Genomic DNA, 17763 nt, shown 5'->3' on the forward strand with positions numbered 1-17763 from the left:
GCAAAAACATTAATTGAAATCACCTGTTTACGGGCTTCCTTCCGTGGTTTTTTCATCGACTATGCTTTGGCTCAAGGCGCTCCTTGCCAGTCAGGTGTAGGCAGCGCCAGAATGCCGCTATCTGCCCCGCCTGATGTAAGGAAGCCCGATGCCTGATCCTGTTGCTGCCAGCTTGCGTCTAGCGCCTGAAGCGCTGACCCGTCCGTTTTCCGCTGAACAGTTCAGCTTCTCTACCACCAATGATCTGGAGCCTTTCCGCGGTGTGCTTGGCCAGGAGCGTGCGGTCGAAGCCTTGCAGTTTGGTGTGGCGATGCCACGCCCCGGTTACAACGTATTCGTCATGGGTGAGCCCGGCACTGGCCGGTTTTCGTTCGTCAAACGCTACCTCAAGGCCGAGGGCAAGCGCATGCAGACCCCGGCGGACTGGGTCTACGTCAACAATTTCGATGAGCCCCGCGAACCCCGCGCCTTGGAACTGCCGTCAGGCACGGCGGGTGCTTTCATCGGCGACATCAACGGCCTGATCGACAACCTGCTGGCGACGTTTCCGGCGGTATTCGAGCATCCGTCCTACCAACAGAAAAAAAGCGCCATCGACCGCGCCTTCAACCAGCGCTACGACCGCGCCCTCGATGTGATCGAGCGCCTGGCGCTGGAAAAGGATGTCGCGCTGTACCGCGACAGCAGCAACATTGCCTTCACGCCGATGAGCGAAGGCAAGGCCTTGGATGAGGCGGAGTTTGCCCAGTTGCCGGAAGCCGACCGCGAGCGCTTCCATGAGGACATTTCCAGTCTCGAAGAGCGTCTGAACGAAGAACTCGCCAGCCTGCCGCAGTGGAAGCGCGAGTCCAACAACCAGCTGCGCCAGCTCAACGAAGAAACCATCACCCTGGCGTTGCAGCCCTTGCTCGCGCCGCTCTCGGAAAAATACGCCGAGAACGCTGCCGTCTGCGGTTATCTGCAGGCCATGCAGGTCTACCTGCTCAAGACTGTGGTCGAGCAATTGGTCGACGACAGCAAGACCGACGCCGTCGCGCGCAAACTGTTGGAAGAACAATACGCCCCGAGCCTGGTGGTCGGGCATCCGGCGAGCGGTGGTGCGCCGGTGGTGTTCGAACCGCACCCGACCTACGACAACCTGTTCGGGCGCATCGAGTACAGCACCGACCAGGGCGCGCTCTACACCACGTATCGGCAATTGCGACCGGGCGCCCTGCACCGGGCCAATGGCGGCTTCCTGATTCTCGAAGCGGAAAAAATGCTCAGTGAGCCGTTCGTGTGGGACGCCCTCAAGCGCGCCTTGCAATCGCGCAAGCTGAAAATGGAGTCGCCGTTGGGTGAGCTGGGCCGGCTGGCGACGGTGACCCTGACGCCGCAGCACATCCCGTTGCAGGTGAAAGTGGTGATCATCGGCGCGCGCCAGCTCTACTACGCCTTGCAGGACCTGGATTCGGATTTCCAGGAAATGTTTCGCGTGCTGGTGGACTTCGACGAAGACATCCCGATGGGGGACGAGAGCCTGGAGCAGTTTGCCCAGTTGCTCAAGACCCGCACTTCGGAGGAGGGCATGGCGCCGCTGACCGCCGATGCAGTGGCGCGCCTGGCGACCTACAGTGCGCGCCTGGCCGAACATCAGGGGCGCTTGTCGGCCCGTATTGGCGACCTGTTCCAACTGGTCAGCGAGGCGGATTTCATTCGTCAGTTGGCCGGCGATGAGATGACCGACGCCGGCCACATCGAGCGTGCCCTCAAGGCCAAGGCCACTCGCACCGGGCGTGTCTCGGCGCGGATTCTCGATGACATGCTGGCGGGGATCATCCTGATCGACACCGACGGCGCGGCCGTAGGCAAGTGCAACGGGTTGACGGTGCTGGAAGTCGGCGATTCGGCGTTTGGCGTGCCGGCGCGAATCTCCGCCACGGTGTATCCGGGCGGCAGCGGCATCGTCGACATCGAGCGCGAGGTTAACCTCGGCCAGCCGATCCACTCCAAGGGCGTGATGATCCTTACCGGTTACCTGGGCAGCCGTTATGCCCAGGAATTCCCGCTGGCGATCTCGGCCAGCATCGCCCTGGAGCAATCCTACGGTTACGTGGATGGGGACAGTGCGTCCCTCGGAGAGGCTTGCACGCTGATCTCGGCCCTGTCGAAAACACCGTTGAAACAATGCTTCGCCATCACCGGCTCGATCAACCAGTTTGGCGAAGTGCAGGCGGTAGGCGGGGTCAACGAGAAGATCGAAGGCTTCTTCCGCCTCTGCGAAGCGCGTGGGCTGACCGGGGAGCAAGGGGCGATCATTCCCCAGGCAAACGTTGCGACCCTGATGCTCGATGAAAAGGTGCTGACTGCCGTGCGCGCGGGACAATTCCATGTCTATGCCGTGCGCCAGGCCGATGAGGCGCTGAGCCTGCTGGTAGGTGAACCTGCTGGCGAGCCGGACGAAAACGGCGAGTTTCCGGAGGGCAGCGTCAACGCTCGCGTAGTGGAGCGGCTGCGGGTCATCGCGGAAATGATCAGCGACGAAGACATCAAGGAAGCGGAAAAGGAAATGGCGCAGCAGGCATTGGTGGAGGCCAAGCCCGCTTGAGCTGTCGTGGCGAGGGAGCAAATTCCCTCGCCACTGAGCCACAAAAGAGTCACAGATCTGGCGTCAATATTCACACTATGACCGCTCGGCGTATTCTGGTTCTGAAATCCTTCGGCGCCGGAACTTTTCTCCTATCCTCTGCTCAAGGATAACGAGAGCCATCATTGGATCGAAACAGCCCCTTCCTGGAGCTGAATACCGGATCTACCGAGGGGCGCCGCCATGTCGCGCAACCTTTGTCTTACTCGTCATTGCCTAGGCCTTGTGACCCGTATCGAATGCGCCGTCCGTCCCCTGGCCGGAGATACTGGCATGTGGACCGTGCTGTTCGCCGCCGGAATGGCCGGCGAACAACCTTCGGCCATCAAGGCCCAAGGGCCATTTCCCGGCCCGACCGCCGCTGAAACCATTCTTGACACCATCGTCCAGAACCTGACATCCCATGGCTATGAGCTGGCCGACGATCCGCAGATCTGGTCCTTGCACATGCAGGCGCAACTGCGAGAGATCAACGGTGGCCGCTGTCGCAACATCGGCGGCTTCGAGTTTCGCCCGCTTCACTGAGCCAGCGTCGAGCGTGCTCCGCAAGTAGGGTTTTGACACAACGGCCGGCGCCCAGGACGGGGCCGGCGTTTGTGGGGCGGGCCGCTACTGATATACTCGCCGCGTTTTTACAGCCCTGGTGTGAGACTCAATGGAACGCTTTATCGAAAATGCAATGTACGCCTCCCGTTGGCTGCTGGCGCCGATCTACTTCGGGCTGTCCCTGGGCTTACTGGCCTTGGCGTTGAAATTCTTCCAGGAAGTTTTTCACATCATTCCCAACGTGTTTGCCATGGCCGAATCCGAACTGATCCTGGTGCTGCTCTCGCTGATCGACATGGCGCTGGTGGGCGGCTTGCTGGTGATGGTGATGATTTCCGGCTACGAGAACTTCGTTTCGCAATTGGATATCGATTCCGACAAGGAAAAGCTCAACTGGCTGGGCACCATGGATTCCTCGTCGCTGAAGATGAAAGTCGCAGCGTCGATCGTTGCGATCTCGTCGATCCACTTGCTGCGCATCTTCATGGACGCCAAGAACGTCGATCCCGAACACCTGATGTGGTACGTGATCATCCACATGACCTTTGTGGTGTCGGCATTCGCCATGGGGTACCTGGATAAACTGACCAAGCACTGAGCCCCGTTCATCGTGGCGATGCAGCGCCCGTCTGCCGAGAGTCAGTCGGGCGTTGTCGCTTCTGGCAAGGCGCGCGGATACGTGGCTCGTCACCCGCCACGGCATCTGTGCTAGTCTGCTCGCCCTTTTGGTTCCGGGCGCTCCGGGAGGCGCTGTGTCACGCACGGCATTTCTCGAGCCGTCCGCACAGCGGAGCAGCATCATGTCCGAAGTTAACCTGTCCACCGACGAAACCCGCGTCAGCTACGGCATTGGCCGTCAGTTGGGCGACCAACTGCGCGACAACCCGCCACCGGGCGTGAGTCTTGACGCGATCCTGGCCGGCCTGACCGACGCCTTCGCCGGCAAGCCGAGCCGTGTGGGCCAGGACGAGATGTCCGCCAGCTTCAAAGTCATCCGTGAAATCATGCAAGCCGAAGCTGCCGCGAAGGCTGAGGCCGCTGCTGGCGAAGGCCGTGCATTCCTGGCTGAAAACGCCAAGCGCGAAGGCATTACTACTCTGGCCTCCGGCCTGCAGTTCGAAGTGCTGACTCAAGGCGAAGGCGCCAAGCCGAGCCGTGAAGACCAGGTGCGCACTCATTACCACGGCACGCTGATCGACGGCACTGTATTCGACAGCTCCTACGATCGTGGCCAGCCAGCCGAATTCCCGGTGGGCGGTGTAATCCCAGGTTGGACCGAAGCGCTGCAACTGATGAACGCCGGCAGCAAATGGCGCCTGTACGTGCCGAGCGAGCTGGCCTACGGCGCTCAAGGCGTTGGCAGCATCCCGCCGCACAGCGTGCTGGTGTTTGACGTCGAGCTGTTGGACGTCCTGTAACGCATCAACGCTTGAGCAGGCTTTTGTGGGAGCGAGGTTGCTCGCTCTCACAAAGTCTGTACGTCGTTATCCATGGAACCTGCCATTGAAATCGCCAGTGGGGCGCAACGCCCGGGCGTAGCAGAACAGGAACAGGTTTCGCACCAGCTCCTTGAGTACCAGCGGTTCGCTGGAGTTGAGGCTGTTAAGGTCCAGATCTCCCTGGTCCTGTAGCTCGTTCAACGCTTCCTCTTCAAGCACCGCGCAGACTTCGCCGGTTTCCCGATGCAGGATCCTCAGGTAGGGATGTGGGCGGTCCAGCCAGGCATCGATCAAATAAGTCATGGGTCTCATCTCCTTGATGGGGTTCGATGAGAATAATTCTTATTCGCTAAATAGCAAGTCTCTATTGGCGTGCCGATTGTTTTTCTGACGATGGGTTGCATCAGCTCGATGCGGCTGGCAAAAGGCGGGGCGTATGGAATGGAGCGCGTGGAGGGATGGTTAAGCGCCATCCCACGCAAGGCGCGGGATGGGCATACGGCTTTTTCAGACTTTTCTGACGAACTCGGATTTGAGCTTCATCGGTCCGATGCCGTCGATCTTGCAGTCGATGTCATGATCGCCATCGCACAGGCGGATGTTCTTGACCTTGGTTCCGACCTTGACTACCAACGACGTGCCCTTGACCTTGAGGTCCTTGATCACGGTGATGGTATCGCCGTCCTGCAGGACATTGCCGACCGAATCTTTCTTCACGTTGTCATCGGGCGCCGCTTCAGCTTCGCCGCTGGCGGACCATTCGTGGGCGCACTCCGGGCAGACCAGTTGAGTACCGTCTTCGTAGGTGTATTCGGAATTGCAGGCAGGGCAGGGAGGCAACGTGCTCACTAGGGTTCCTTGAGTATCAGGAGGTCAAAAGGGCGCACATTGTATAGGGTTTTGTTGCGAAAGAGGGGGGGCTGCGTTTGGAGATTCTGTGGCGAGGGGATTTATCCCCGCTGGGCTGCGCAGCAGCCCCAAGAGAGCTGAACCCAATCTACTTGGAGCACCGGGATATGGCTTTTAGGGCTGCTACGCAGCCCAGCGGGGATAAATCCCCTCGCCACAAAAAAGCTGCTTTTGGATCAATGCGTACGCGCCACCGCAAACTCGCTCAATTCCACCAGCGCGTCGCGGTATTCGCTGGCCGGCAGGGCGTCGAGGCATTTGATTGCCCGAGCCACATAATCCCGGGCCAGGTTTGCGGTGTATTCCAGCGAGCCGGAAGCTTCGACGGCGGCGCGGATGCTTTCCAAGTCTTCGATTCCGCCTTTCTGGATCGCCTGGCGCACCAGGGCGGCCTGTTCAGGCGTGCCTTCGCGCATGGTGTAGATCAACGGCAGGGTCGGCTTGCCTTCGGCGAGGTCGTCACCGACGTTCTTGCCCAGGGTCTCTGCGTCGCCCTTGTAGTCCAACAGGTCGTCCACCAACTGGAAGGCCACGCCCAGGTGGTCGCCGAAGGTGCGCAGCGCTTCGCTCTGCTCGGCGGATGCGCCAGCCAGGGCGGCGGCACTGTGGGTCGAGGCTTCGAAGAGCATCGCGGTCTTGCCGCGGATGACTTCCATGTAGGTTTCTTCGGTGGTGCTGGCGTCGCGGACCTTGGACAGTTGCAACACTTCGCCTTCGGCGATGATGCGAGTGGCCTGGGACAGGATCTTCATCACCGGCATCGAGCCCAGCTCGACCATCATCTCGAACGAGCGCGAATACAGGAAGTCACCCACCAGCACGCTCGGGGCATTGCCCCACATTGCATTGGCGGTCGAGCGGCCCCGGCGCATACCGGACATGTCGACCACGTCGTCGTGCAGCAGCGTCGCGGTGTGCAGGAATTCGATGGTGGCGGCCAGCAGGCGCATATCGTCGCCTTCGCGACCCAGGGCCTTGCCGCACAAAAGCACCAATAAAGGACGCAGGCGCTTGCCCCCGGCCGAAGTGATGTAGTCGCCGATTTTCGACACCAGCGGCACTCGGGAAGTCAGCTGCTTCTTGATGATACCGTCGACGGCGCTAAAATCGTCCGCCACAGCGCGGTAGAAAGCTTGGGGTTGCATCAGCGACAGGCGCTCCAGAAGGGTTGCGCGGCATGCTAGGACCCACGTCCGCAGGTGTCAAGGCGCATGCTCTTACAGTGCGAGCGGCTACTTGCAAGGCTCGACGGGCTTGCGTACAATCGCGCACCCTGAACTTCCTGGGCAGCACCTGCCTTACGCAATTGCATCCGGGCCTTCCAGCCCATGCAGCCATGCCAGCCAATACCTCTTCTTATAAAGCGCTGGGTGAGCAGGATTATCGGAGAAATACCATGTCGTACGCAGTAATTGTTACTGGTGGCAAGCAATACAAGGTCGCCCCAGGTGAATACCTGAAGATCGAAAAACTGGAAATCGCTACCGGCGAATCCGTGACTTTTGATCGCGTTCTGTTGGTCGCCAATGGCGATGACGTGAATATCGGCGCTCCAGTCGTTGCTGGCGCTACTGTTGTGGCTGAAGTGATCTCCCAAGGTCGTCACGATAAAGTCCGCATCATCAAGTTCCGTCGTCGTAAGCACCACATGAAGCGTATGGGCCACCGCCAGTGGTACACCGAGATCAAAATCACCGGTATTCAGGCTTAATTTTCAGCCTAATTCCTCACTAGGAGAATTGAACTCATGGCACACAAAAAAGCTGGTGGTAGTACCCGTAACGGTCGCGACTCAGAAGCCAAACGCCTTGGCGTGAAGATGTATGGCGGCCAGAAAATTATTCCGGGCAACATCATCGTGCGTCAGCGCGGCACCCAATTCCACGCCGGTTACGGTGTTGGCATGGGTAAGGATCACACCCTCTTCGCGAAAATCGAAGGCGTGATCAAGTTCGAAGTAAAGGGCGCGTTCAACCGCCGTTACGTGAGCGTTGTCGCAGCTTAATTGCGAGATCGCTGGAAAAGCCCTGTCTTGCGACGGGGCTTTTTCGTTTGTGGGGTGAGTCTCTTGCAAAACTGTTTGTATGGGCTGTCGGCGCTGCGGTTGGGGTGCGTATTCAGGTCGCTGCGCTCATTTTTGCAAGAGTCTTATGTCTTGTTTTTTTGGCTCGTCCGTATGGCGAGAGGCGTGTGTCATGAAGTTTGTTGATGAAGTATCGATTCGAGTAAAAGCTGGCGACGGCGGCAATGGCTGCATGAGTTTCCGTCGGGAAAAGTTCATTGAAAACGGCGGTCCGAACGGTGGTGATGGTGGCGACGGCGGCTCGATCTACATGCTCGCCGACGAAAACCTCAACACCCTGGTGGACTACCGTTACACCCGGCACTTCGATGCCGAGCGTGGCTCCAACGGCGGCAGCACCGACTGCACCGGCAAGAAGGGCGAAGACCTGATCCTGCGCGTGCCGGTTGGCACCACGGTGATCGATTCGGCCACCCAGGAAGTCATTGGCGACCTGACCAAGGCTGGCCAGCGTCTGCTGGTCGCCCATGGCGGTTGGCACGGCCTGGGTAACACCCGTTTCAAGTCGAGTACCAATCGTGCGCCGCGCCAGACCACGCCAGGCAAGCCAGGCGAGCAGCGCGACCTGAAGCTGGAAATGAAAGTGCTGGCCGACGTGGGCCTGCTGGGCTTGCCGAACGCCGGTAAAAGTACCTTCATTCGCTCGGTGTCGGCAGCCAAGCCGAAAGTGGCCGACTACCCGTTCACCACCTTGGTGCCGAACCTGGGTGTGGTCAGTGTCGACCGCTGGAAGAGCTTCGTCATCGCCGACATCCCGGGGTTGATCGAAGGCGCTTCCGAAGGGGCTGGCCTGGGGATTCGCTTCCTCAAGCACTTGTCCCGTACCCGCCTGTTGCTGCACCTCGTCGATATGGCGCCGCTGGATGAAACCAGTGCTGCCGATGCCGCCGAAGTCATCGTCAACGAGCTGACCAAGTTCAGCCCGGCCTTGGCCGAGCGTGACCGCTGGCTGGTGCTGAACAAATGCGACCAGATTCTCGAGGAAGAGCATGAGGAGCGGGTCAAGGAGATCGTCGATCGCCTGGAGTGGGAAGGTCCGGTCTATGTGATCTCGGCCATTGCCAAAGAAGGCACCGAGCGTCTTTGCCATGACATCATGCGTTACCTGGAAGATCGTGCCGACCGCTTGGCCAACGACCCGGCCTACAAGGAAGAACTGGCCGAACTCGACCAGCGCATCGAAGACGAGGCGCGCGCCCAATTGCAGGCGCTGGACGACCAGCGTGCGTTGCGCCGCAGCGGCGTCAAGTCGGTCCATGACATCGGTGACGACGATTGGGATGAAGAAGACGTGGATGACGAAGACGGTCCGGAAATCATCTACGTGCGCGACTGATCGTTGCTGATCCCGCTCCCGCAGGTTTAAGTGGTCGGGCGCGGTGTTATCATCGCAGCCAGCCGGTTTCCAAGGCGCCGCTCATTTGAGCGGCGTTTTGGTATCTGTAAAACGCAAATACGAATAATCCCATGGGCGGCGCTGGGTCGCGCCGTTCGCTGGCAAAGGTTGAAGAACATGCGGAGCAAGGTGACGGGTGCGCAGCGCTGGGTCGTGAAGATCGGCAGCGCATTGCTGACAGCGGATGGCAAGGGTCTGGATCGCACGGCGATGGCGGTGTGGGTCGAGCAAATGGTGGCCTTGCATGAAGCCGGCGTCGAGCTGGTATTGGTTTCTTCCGGGGCCGTGGCTGCCGGTATGAGTCGCCTGGGCTGGACGTCGCGACCCAGCGCGATGCATGAGCTTCAGGCCGCCGCCGCCATCGGCCAGATGGGCCTGGTGCAAGCCTGGGAATCAAGCTTTGCCGAGCACGATCGCCATACGGCGCAGATCCTGCTGACCCACGACGACCTGTCCGATCGCAAGCGCTACCTCAACGCCCGCAGTACATTGCGAGCGTTGGTGGAGCTCAAGGTCATCCCGGTGATCAACGAGAACGACACGGTGGTTACTGACGAGATCCGTTTCGGCGACAACGACACCCTTGCGGCGTTGGTGGCGAACCTCGTGGAGGCGGACCTGCTGGTCATTCTCACGGATCGCGACGGCATGTTCGATGCCGATCCGCGCAACAACCCTGACGCCAAGCTTATCTACGAGGCGCGCGCCGATGACCCGGCGCTGGATGCGGTTGCCGGTGGTACTGGCGGAGCGCTGGGTCGCGGCGGCATGCAGACCAAGCTGCGCGCGGCGCGTCTGGCGGCTCGTTCCGGGGCTCATACCATCATCGTCGGTGGTCGGTTGGAGCGAGTGCTGGATCGCCTGAAGGCCGGCGAGCGCATCGGCACCTTGCTGTCGCCCGAGCGCGGCATGCTCGCGGCGCGCAAGCAATGGCTGGCCGGGCATCTGCAAACTCGTGGCACGCTGGTGCTGGACGCCGGCGCTGTGTCGGCCCTGTCCCAGGGCAACAAGAGCCTGCTGCCGGTGGGCGTGAAGTTGGTCCAGGGCAGTTTCCGCCGGGGTGAAATGGTGGTGTGCGTGGCGCCAGACGGTCGCGAGATCGCCCGGGGCCTGGCCAATTACAGCGCGCTGGAGGCGCAAAAGATCATCGGTCAATCGTCTGATGCGATTGTCGGTCTGTTGGGTTATATGGCTGAACCTGAATTGGTGCACCGTGACAACCTGATCCTCGTATAAGGAAAAATCATGAGTTTGGCAAAAGGATTGATCGGCTTGCTGGTGGCGTTACCGCTGCTGGCTTCGGCCGAGGAAATCGGTCAGGTATCGACCGTGTTCAAGTTTGTCGGGCCGAACGACCGGATCGTCGTCGAAGCGTTCGACGACCCCAAGGTGGACGGGGTGACCTGCTACCTGTCGCGCGCCAAGACGGGTGGCGTGAAGGGTGGCCTGGGGTTGGCCGAGGATCGCGCCGAGGCATCCATCGCCTGTCGTCAGGTGGGGCCGATCAGCTTCAAGGGCGAGCTCAAGGATGGGGACGAGGTTTTCAGGGAGCGCACTTCGCTGGTGTTCAAGACCATGCAGGTGGTGCGTTTCCTCGACAAGAAGCGCAATACGCTGGTGTACCTGGTCTATAGCGATCGGGTGATCGAGGGTAGCCCGCAGAATGCGGTGACGGCCATTCCGATTCTGCCGTGGCCGAGCGCTCAGTAAAAAGTGCAGGCGGGCCTGCTCGCCTTCATGGTTGCGGTGCATGAATCGCAGGCAATAAAAAACCGACCCTGAGGTCGGTTTTTTAATGAGCGCGTCGCTTAGGCAGCAGCGGCAACGTTCAGGGCCTTTACGTGGCCATTCAGGCGGCTCTTATGGCGAGCAGCCTTGTTCTTGTGGATGATGCCTTTATCGGCCATGCGGTCGATAACTGGCACAGCCAGAACGTAAGCAGCTTGTGCTTTTTCAGCGTCTTTTGCGTCGATGGCCTTGACTACGTTTTTGATGTAGGTACGGACCATGGAACGCAGGCTGGCGTTGTGGCTGCGACGCTTCTCAGCCTGTTTTGCACGTTTTTTGGCGGAAGGTGTGTTGGCCACCGTCGAGCTCCTCGAAAGACTTTTTAGGAAATAGCAAACAAAATAGGCCGCGAATCATGCCGATGAGTTGAGGTCTTGTCAAGGGCGGGTGACACGTTCCGCTGAATGGCAGGTGCGGCGCACCGGATGATTTCTTTCCGGCGTGCGACCTGTAAACTCGCGGGCTTTGGCGCTGTGCTGTTTAGCGGCGCGAAGTATCGCACAAGTGGGCGCGTTGTTCGCCTGCTGTTTATCGACAGGCAAAAACTCTTTCCATGAATCTGCTCAAATCGTTGGCCGCCGTCAGCTCTATCACGATGCTTTCCCGCATCCTGGGGTTCGTTCGCGATACGTTGATCGCACGGATATTCGGCGCCGGGATGGCCACCGACGCCTTCTTCATCGCCTTCAAGCTGCCCAATCTGCTGCGGCGAATCTTCGCCGAAGGGGCATTTTCCCAAGCCTTCGTACCGATCCTGGCGGAATATAAGAGCCAGAAGGGCGACGAGGCGACCCGCACATTCATTGCCTACGTCACCGGCCTGCTGACCTTGGTGCTGGCGCTGGTCACGGCCGCTGGCATGCTCGCCGCGCCCTGGGTGATCTGGGCCACGGCGCCGGGCTTCACTGATACGCCGGAAAAATTCCAGCTCACCTCTGACCTCTTGCGGGTGACCTTTCCTTATATATTGCTGATTTCCCTGTCATCGCTGGCCGGAGCGATCCTTAATACCTGGAACCGCTTCTCGGTGCCAGCCTTCGTGCCGACGCTGCTCAACGTCAGCATGATCGTCTTTGCGCTGTTCCTGACGCCTTACTTCGATCCTCCGGTAATGGCCCTTGGCTGGGCGGTGCTGGTGGGCGGCCTGGCGCAGTTGCTGTATCAGCTGCCGCATCTGAAGAAGATCGGCATGCTGGTGCTGCCGCGACTGAACCTGCGCGACAGCGGCGTGTGGCGAGTCATGAAGCAAATGCTGCCGGCCATCCTTGGGGTGTCGGTGAGCCAGATTTCGCTGATCATCAACACCATTTTCGCCTCGTTCCTGGTGGCCGGTTCGGTGTCGTGGATGTACTACGCCGACCGCCTGATGGAGTTGCCGTCCGGGGTGCTGGGCGTGGCGTTGGGCACGATTCTGCTGCCGACACTGGCCAAGACCTACGCCAGTCAGGACCGCCATGAATATTCACGGATCCTCGATTGGGGCCTGCGCCTGTGCTTCGTGCTGGTGTTGCCGTGTTCCCTGGCGCTGGGGATCCTCGCCGAGCCGCTGACCGTCTCGCTGTTCCAGTATGGTCAGTTCAGTGCCTTCGATGCCTTGATGACCCAGCGGGCATTGATTGCCTATTCGGTCGGCCTGCTCGGGATCATCGTGATCAAGGTGCTGGCACCGGGCTTCTACGCGCAGCAAAACATTCGCACCCCTGTGAAGATCGCCATTTTCACTTTGGTGATGACTCAGCTGTTCAACCTGCTGCTCATCGGGCCTTTGGCCCATGCGGGCCTGGCCTTGGCAATCAGCGCCGGCGCTTGCCTCAACGCCGGGCTGCTGTTCTACCAGTTGCGCAAACAAAAGATGTATCAACCGCAGCCTGGCTGGGCCAGGTTCGGTCTCAAGCTGTTGGTCGCCGTGGCGGTGATGTCGGCGGTGTTGCTGGCCGGGATGCATTTCATGCCGGCCTGGGGCGAGGGGCAGATGCTCGAGCGTTTCCTGCGTCTGGGTGTGCTGGTCGTGGCGGGCGTGGTGGCTTATTTCGGCATGCTGCTGCTGATGGGGTTCCGTCTGCGCGACTTCAATCGCAAGGCCTTGAGCTGAGCGTTAGCCTTCGATAATCGCGGGGCGGGCTGCGGTTTTGTCGGTTCGATCACTTTGGGTTACGGTGTTGCCTGTCACCGACCGCCGGGTGTGGTTATAATCGGCCACTTTATGAGCAAGAAGCGCGTTATGCAGCTGGTTCGAGGCCTCCACAACCTGCGTCCCCGGCATCGGGGCTGTGTCGCCACTATTGGCAACTTTGACGGTGTTCACCGTGGCCACCAGGCTATCCTGGCGCGGCTGCGCGAGCGTGCGTTGGAGTTGGGCCTGCCCAGCTGCGTGGTGATCTTCGAGCCGCAGCCCCGGGAGTTTTTCGCCCCGGACACCGCTCCGGCCCGTCTGGCCCGGTTGCGCGACAAGCTGCAACTGCTGGCCGCCGAGGGCGTCGATCGGGTCCTCTGCCTGGCCTTCAACCAGCGCCTGAGCAAGCTCAGTGCCGCCGAATTCGTCGATACCATCCTGGTGGGCGGTCTCGACGTGAAGCATTTGGAAGTCGGCGATGATTTTCGTTTCGGTTGCGACCGGGCAGGTGATTTCGATTACCTGCAACAGGCTGGCATCGCCCAAGGCTTCACCGTCGAAGCCGCCCAGACCGTCGAAATGGACGGCCTGCGCGTCAGTAGCACGCAGGTTCGCAATGCCTTGGCCGCTGGCGACTTCGAACTGGCCGAGCGCTTGCTTGGCCGGCCATACCGGATTGCCGGACGGATCCTGCACGGGCAGAAACTGGCGCGCCAATTGGGCACGCCGACGGCCAACGTGCAACTCAAGCGCCGTCGCGTGCCGCTGACCGGGGTGTTCCTGGTGAGTGTCGAGATTGACGGCAAGACCTGGCCCGGCGTCGCCAATATCGGCGTACGGCCCACGGTGCAAGGAGATGGCAAGGCCCATCTCGAGGTACACATTCTGGATTTTGCCGGCGATCTGTATGACCGGCGTTTGACGGTGGTTTTCCACCAGAAGCTGCGTGAAGAGCAGCGTTTTGCCTCTCTGGAGGCGCTCAAGACGGCGATCCATGCAGATATCGCCGCCGCCCGTGCCCTTGTCGCAACCAGCGCCAATCGCTAATGAAGAGCCTTAAATGACCGACTATAAAGCCACGCTAAACCTTCCGGACACCGCCTTCCCAATGAAGGCCGGCCTGCCTCAGCGCGAACCACAGATTCTGCAGCGTTGGGACAGCATTGGCCTGTACGGAAAGTTGCGCGAAATTGGCAAGGATCGTCCGAAGTTCGTCCTGCACGACGGCCCTCCGTACGCCAACGGCACCATCCACATCGGTCACGCGCTGAACAAGATTCTCAAGGACATGATCATCCGCTCCAAGACCCTGTCGGGTTTTGACGCGCCGTATGTGCCGGGCTGGGACTGCCACGGCCTGCCGATCGAACACAAGGTCGAAGTGACCCACGGCAAGAACCTGGGCGCCGACAAGACCCGCGAGCTGTGCCGTGCCTACGCCACCGAGCAGATCGAAGGGCAGAAATCCGAATTCATCCGTCTCGGCGTGCTGGGCGACTTCGCCAACCCGTACAAGACCATGGACTTTGCGAACGAAGCCGGCGAAATCCGTGCCTTGGCGAAAATCGTCGAGGGCGGCTTCGTGTTCAAGGGCCTCAAGCCAGTGAACTGGTGCTTCGATTGCGGTTCGGCCCTGGCCGAGGCGGAAGTCGAATACGAGAACAAGAAGTCCTCGACCATCGACGTCGCGTTCCCGATCGCCGATGAAGACAAGCTCGCCACCGCTTTCGGCCTGGGCAAGCTCGCCAAGCCCGCCTCGATCGTGATCTGGACCACCACGCCGTGGACCATCCCGGCCAACCAGGCGCTGAACGTTCACCCGGAATTCAACTACGCCCTGGTCGATGTCGGCGACAAGCTGCTGGTATTGGCCGAAGAATTGGTCGAATCCTGCCTGGCCCGCTACAACCTCGAAGGTTCGGTGATCGCCACCGCCCCGGGTTCGGCGCTGGAACTGATCAACTTCCGTCATCCTTTCTATGATCGCCTGTCGCCGGTGTACCTGGCCGACTACGTGGAGCTGGGCGCGGGCACTGGCGTGGTTCACTCCGCGCCGGCCTATGGCGTCGACGACTTCGTGACCTGCAAGAAATACGGCATGGTCAACGACGACATCCTCAATCCGGTGCAGAGCAACGGCGTGTACGTGCCATCGCTGGAGTTCTTTGGCGGCCAGTTCATCTGGAAAGCCAACCCGGCCATCGTCGACAAGTTGACCGAAGTCGGCGCGCTGCTGCACACCACCGTCATCGAACACAGCTACATGCACTGCTGGCGTCACAAGACTCCGCTGATCTACCGCGCCACCGCGCAGTGGTTCATCGGCATGGACAAGCAGCCCACCAGCGGCGACACCCTGCGCCAGCGTTCGCTCAAGGCCATTGAAGAAACCCAGTTCGTGCCGGCCTGGGGCCAGGCGCGCCTGCATTCGATGATTGCCAACCGTCCAGACTGGTGCATCTCCCGCCAGCGCAACTGGGGCGTGCCGATCCCGTTCTTCCTGAACAAGGAAAGCGGCGAACTGCACCCGCGCACCGTCGAACTGATGGAAGACGTTGCCAAGCGCGTCGAAGTCGAAGGCATCGAAGCCTGGTTCAAGATGGACGCCGCCGAGCTGTTGGGCGACGAAGCGCCGCTGTACGACAAGATCAGCGACACCCTGGACGTCTGGTTCGATTCCGGCACTACCCACTGGCACGTGCTGCGCGGCTCGCACCCGATGGGCCACGAGAGCGGCCCGCGCGCCGACTTGTACCTGGAAGGTTCGGACCAGCATCGCGGCTGGTTCCACTCGTCCTTGCTGACCGGTTGCGCCATCGACAACCACGCGCCGTACCGCGAACTGCTGACCCACGGCTTCACCGTCGACGAGTCCGGCCGCAAGATGTCCAAGTCCCTGGGCAACGTGATTGCGCCGCAGAAAGTCAACGACACCTTGGGCGCCGACATCATGCGCCTGTGGGTGGCGTCCACCGACTATTCCGGCGAGATGGCCGTTTCCGAGCAGATCCTGCAGCGCAGCGCCGACGCCTACCGGCGGATCCGCAATACCGCGCGCTTCCTGCTCTCGAACCTGACCGGCTTCAACCCGGCCACCGACCTGCTGCCGGCCGAGGAGATGCTCGCGCTGGACCGCTGGGCCGTGGACCGTACCCTGCTGCTGCAACGCGAATTGCAGGAGCACTACGGCGAATATCGTTTCTGGAACGTGTACTCCAAGATCCACAACTTCTGCGTGCAGGAGCTCGGTGGTTTCTACCTCGACATCATCAAGGACCGCCAATACACCACCGGCGCCAACAGCAAGGCGCGCCGTTCGTGCCAGACCGCGCTGTTCCACATCAGCGAAGCGCTGGTGCGCTGGATCGCGCCGATCCTGGCGTTCACCGCCGATGAACTGTGGGAGTACCTGCCGGGCGAGCGCAACGAATCGGTGATGCTCAACACCTGGTACGAAGGCCTGACCGAACTGCCGCAGGGCTTCGAGCTGGACCGTGCGTATTGGGATCGCGTGATGGCGGTCAAGGCGGCGGTCAACAAGGAAATGGAAATCCAGCGCGCGGCCAAGGCCGTCGGTGGCAACCTGCAAGCCGAAGTGACCTTGTACGCCGAAGAGGCGTTGAGTGCCGACCTGGCCAAGCTTGGCAACGAATTGCGCTTCGTGCTGATCACCTCAACCGCCAGTGTCGCCCCGTTGGTGCAGGCACCGGCCGATGCGGTGACCACTGAAGTCAGCGGCCTGAAGCTCAAGATCGTCAAGTCGAACCACACCAAGTGCGCCCGTTGCTGGCACTGCCGCGAAGACGTCGGCGTGAACCCGGAGCATCCGGAAATCTGCGGCCGTTGCGTGGACAACATCAGCGGTGCTGGCGAGGTTCGTCACTATGCCTAATGTGGCGGGCCGCTTCGGGCGGCTAGGCTGGCTCTGGTTGAGTGTGCTGGTACTGGTCATTGACCAGGCCAGCAAGCACTACTTCGAAGGCTCGCTCACGATGTACCAGCAGATCGTGGTCATTCCCGACTACTTCAGCTGGACGTTGGCCTACAACACCGGTGCGGCGTTCAGCTTCCTGGCCGACAGTTCGGGCTGGCAGCGTTGGCTGTTCGCGCTGATCGCCATCGTCGTCAGCGCCGTGCTGGTGGTCTGGCTCAAGCGCCTGGGGCGTGACGAGACCTGGCTGGCCGTGGCGTTGGCGTTGGTCCTGGGTGGCGCGCTGGGCAATCTCTATGATCGGATTGCCCTGGGCCACGTGATCGATTTCATCCTCGTGCATTGGCAGAACCGCTGGTATTTCCCGGCGTTCAACTTTGCCGACAGCGCCATCAGCGTGGGCGCCGTGATGCTCGCCCTGGACATGTTCAAGAGCAAGAAAACCGGAGAAGCCGTCCATGACTGAGCAGCGTATCGCTCAAAACACCGAAGTGAAGCTTCACTTCGCCCTGCACCTGGAAAACGGCGACACCGTCGATAGCACCTTCGACAAGGCGCCGGCGGTGTTCAAGGTCGGCGATGGCAACCTGCTGCCGGGCTTCGAAGCGGCGATCTTCGGCTTCAAGGCCGGCGACAAGCGCACCGTGACCGTGCCACCGGAAAACGCCTTTGGTCAGCCCAATCCGCAGAACGTGCAGACCATGCCACGCTCCCAGTTCCAGGACATGGAATTGTCCGAGGGCCTGCTGGTGATTTTCAATGACGCGGCCAACGCCGAGCTGCCGGGCGTGGTGAAAGCTTTTGACGATGCCCAGGTGACCGTCGATTTCAATCACCCGTTGGCGGGCAAGACCTTGAGCTTCGAAGTGGAAATTCTCGAGGTCAAAGCGGTTTGACGCTTGATGGGCAGTTCTGCTGCCACCCGGTTCACT

At 60.6% G+C, this 17763-nt stretch carries 18 protein-coding genes; 14 read left to right on the forward strand and 4 right to left on the reverse strand.

All coding sequences use genetic code 11. The annotated features are described in order from the left end of the window. Positions 1 to 148: 148 nt before the first annotated feature. The 4 genes from HU742_RS20810 to bamJ all read left to right on the forward strand — a co-directional run bounded on the left by HU742_RS20810 (position 149) and on the right by bamJ (position 4590). Positions 149 to 2587, forward strand: coding sequence for a Lon protease family protein (locus tag HU742_RS20810; protein ID WP_186641755.1), 2439 nt, complete (start codon positions 149 to 151; stop codon positions 2585 to 2587). A 222-nt stretch (positions 2588 to 2809) separates the two neighbouring features. Beyond that, positions 2810 to 3151 (forward strand): PA4575 family protein, encoded by a 342-nt coding sequence (locus HU742_RS20815; RefSeq protein ID WP_186641757.1) that lies wholly within the window; start codon positions 2810 to 2812, stop codon positions 3149 to 3151. Positions 3152 to 3281: 130 nt separating this feature from the next. Further along, positions 3282 to 3770, forward strand: a complete 489-nt coding sequence (locus tag HU742_RS20820) for a TIGR00645 family protein (RefSeq protein ID WP_047230159.1) — start codon at positions 3282 to 3284, stop codon at positions 3768 to 3770. 202 nt (positions 3771 to 3972) lie between these two features. Continuing rightward, the gene (gene bamJ, locus HU742_RS20825; RefSeq protein ID WP_025215564.1) at positions 3973 to 4590 is read left to right on the forward strand and encodes a BamJ family beta-barrel-assembly machinery protein; all 618 of its coding nucleotides are present in this window, start codon (positions 3973 to 3975) and stop codon (positions 4588 to 4590) included. A gap of 66 nt (positions 4591 to 4656) precedes the next feature. Here bamJ and HU742_RS20830 read toward each other — a convergent pair whose 3' ends face one another. The 3 genes from HU742_RS20830 to HU742_RS20840 form a co-directional block, all read right to left on the reverse strand. Then, positions 4657 to 4914, reverse strand: a complete 258-nt coding sequence (locus tag HU742_RS20830) for a PA4570 family protein (RefSeq protein ID WP_186613028.1) — start codon at positions 4912 to 4914, stop codon at positions 4657 to 4659. Positions 4915 to 5118: 204 nt separating this feature from the next. After that, entirely contained in the window at positions 5119 to 5460 is a 342-nt protein-coding gene (locus HU742_RS20835) for a zinc ribbon domain-containing protein YjdM (RefSeq protein ID WP_186641759.1), read from the reverse strand. 236 nt (positions 5461 to 5696) lie between these two features. Beyond that, entirely contained in the window at positions 5697 to 6665 is a 969-nt protein-coding gene (locus HU742_RS20840; RefSeq protein ID WP_186613031.1) for a polyprenyl synthetase family protein, read from the reverse strand. Positions 6666 to 6916: 251 nt separating this feature from the next. Here HU742_RS20840 and rplU point away from each other — a divergent pair, with 251 nt between their 5' ends. The 5 genes from rplU to HU742_RS20865 all read left to right on the forward strand — a co-directional run bounded on the left by rplU (position 6917) and on the right by HU742_RS20865 (position 10709). Further along, complete coding sequence (gene rplU, locus HU742_RS20845) at positions 6917 to 7231, forward strand: 50S ribosomal protein L21 (RefSeq protein ID WP_003176051.1); 315 nt, start codon at positions 6917 to 6919, stop codon at positions 7229 to 7231. Positions 7232 to 7267: 36 nt separating this feature from the next. After that, positions 7268 to 7525: a 50S ribosomal protein L27 gene (gene rpmA / locus HU742_RS20850; protein ID WP_003176049.1), complete on the forward strand. Its 258-nt coding sequence runs from the start codon at positions 7268 to 7270 to the stop codon at positions 7523 to 7525. A 190-nt stretch (positions 7526 to 7715) separates the two neighbouring features. Beyond that, positions 7716 to 8939 (forward strand): Obg family GTPase CgtA, encoded by a 1224-nt coding sequence (cgtA, locus tag HU742_RS20855; protein ID WP_003205736.1) that lies wholly within the window; start codon positions 7716 to 7718, stop codon positions 8937 to 8939. 177 nt (positions 8940 to 9116) lie between these two features. Continuing rightward, entirely contained in the window at positions 9117 to 10235 is a 1119-nt protein-coding gene (gene proB / locus HU742_RS20860; protein ID WP_186641763.1) for a glutamate 5-kinase, read from the forward strand. A gap of 9 nt (positions 10236 to 10244) precedes the next feature. After that, positions 10245 to 10709, forward strand: a complete 465-nt coding sequence (locus HU742_RS20865) for a CreA family protein (RefSeq protein WP_186641765.1) — start codon at positions 10245 to 10247, stop codon at positions 10707 to 10709. Between the two features lie 98 nt (positions 10710 to 10807). On the opposite strand, the gene rpsT is transcribed toward HU742_RS20865, so the two are convergent. Beyond that, positions 10808 to 11086 carry a 30S ribosomal protein S20 gene (gene rpsT / locus HU742_RS20870; protein ID WP_003185593.1) on the reverse strand — a complete coding sequence of 93 codons (279 nt, stop codon included), beginning with the start codon at positions 11084 to 11086 and terminating at the stop codon, positions 10808 to 10810. A gap of 254 nt (positions 11087 to 11340) precedes the next feature. Here rpsT and murJ point away from each other — a divergent pair, with 254 nt between their 5' ends. The 5 genes from murJ (at position 11341) to fkpB (ending at position 17727) form a co-directional block, all read left to right on the forward strand. Beyond that, positions 11341 to 12879, forward strand: a complete 1539-nt coding sequence (murJ, locus tag HU742_RS20875) for a murein biosynthesis integral membrane protein MurJ (protein ID WP_186641767.1) — start codon at positions 11341 to 11343, stop codon at positions 12877 to 12879. Between the two features lie 129 nt (positions 12880 to 13008). Further along, entirely contained in the window at positions 13009 to 13947 is a 939-nt protein-coding gene (ribF, locus tag HU742_RS20880) for a bifunctional riboflavin kinase/FAD synthetase (protein WP_186641769.1), read from the forward strand. Between the two features lie 13 nt (positions 13948 to 13960). Beyond that, positions 13961 to 16792, forward strand: coding sequence for an isoleucine--tRNA ligase (ileS, locus tag HU742_RS20885; protein WP_186641770.1), 2832 nt, complete (start codon positions 13961 to 13963; stop codon positions 16790 to 16792). Next, positions 16785 to 17297, forward strand: a complete 513-nt coding sequence (gene lspA / locus HU742_RS20890) for a signal peptidase II (RefSeq protein ID WP_186613043.1) — start codon at positions 16785 to 16787, stop codon at positions 17295 to 17297. The genes ileS and lspA overlap by 8 nt, the downstream gene beginning before the upstream one ends. Further along, a complete protein-coding gene (gene fkpB, locus HU742_RS20895) occupies positions 17290 to 17727 on the forward strand; it encodes an FKBP-type peptidyl-prolyl cis-trans isomerase (protein ID WP_186641771.1) in 438 nt (145 codons plus the stop codon). Before lspA ends, fkpB begins: the two co-directional genes overlap by 8 nt. Positions 17728 to 17763: the final 36 nt, after the last annotated feature.

It is taken from the genome of Pseudomonas marvdashtae, from assembly GCF_014268655.2.
Classification (GTDB): Bacteria; Pseudomonadota; Gammaproteobacteria; order Pseudomonadales; family Pseudomonadaceae; genus Aquipseudomonas; species Aquipseudomonas marvdashtae.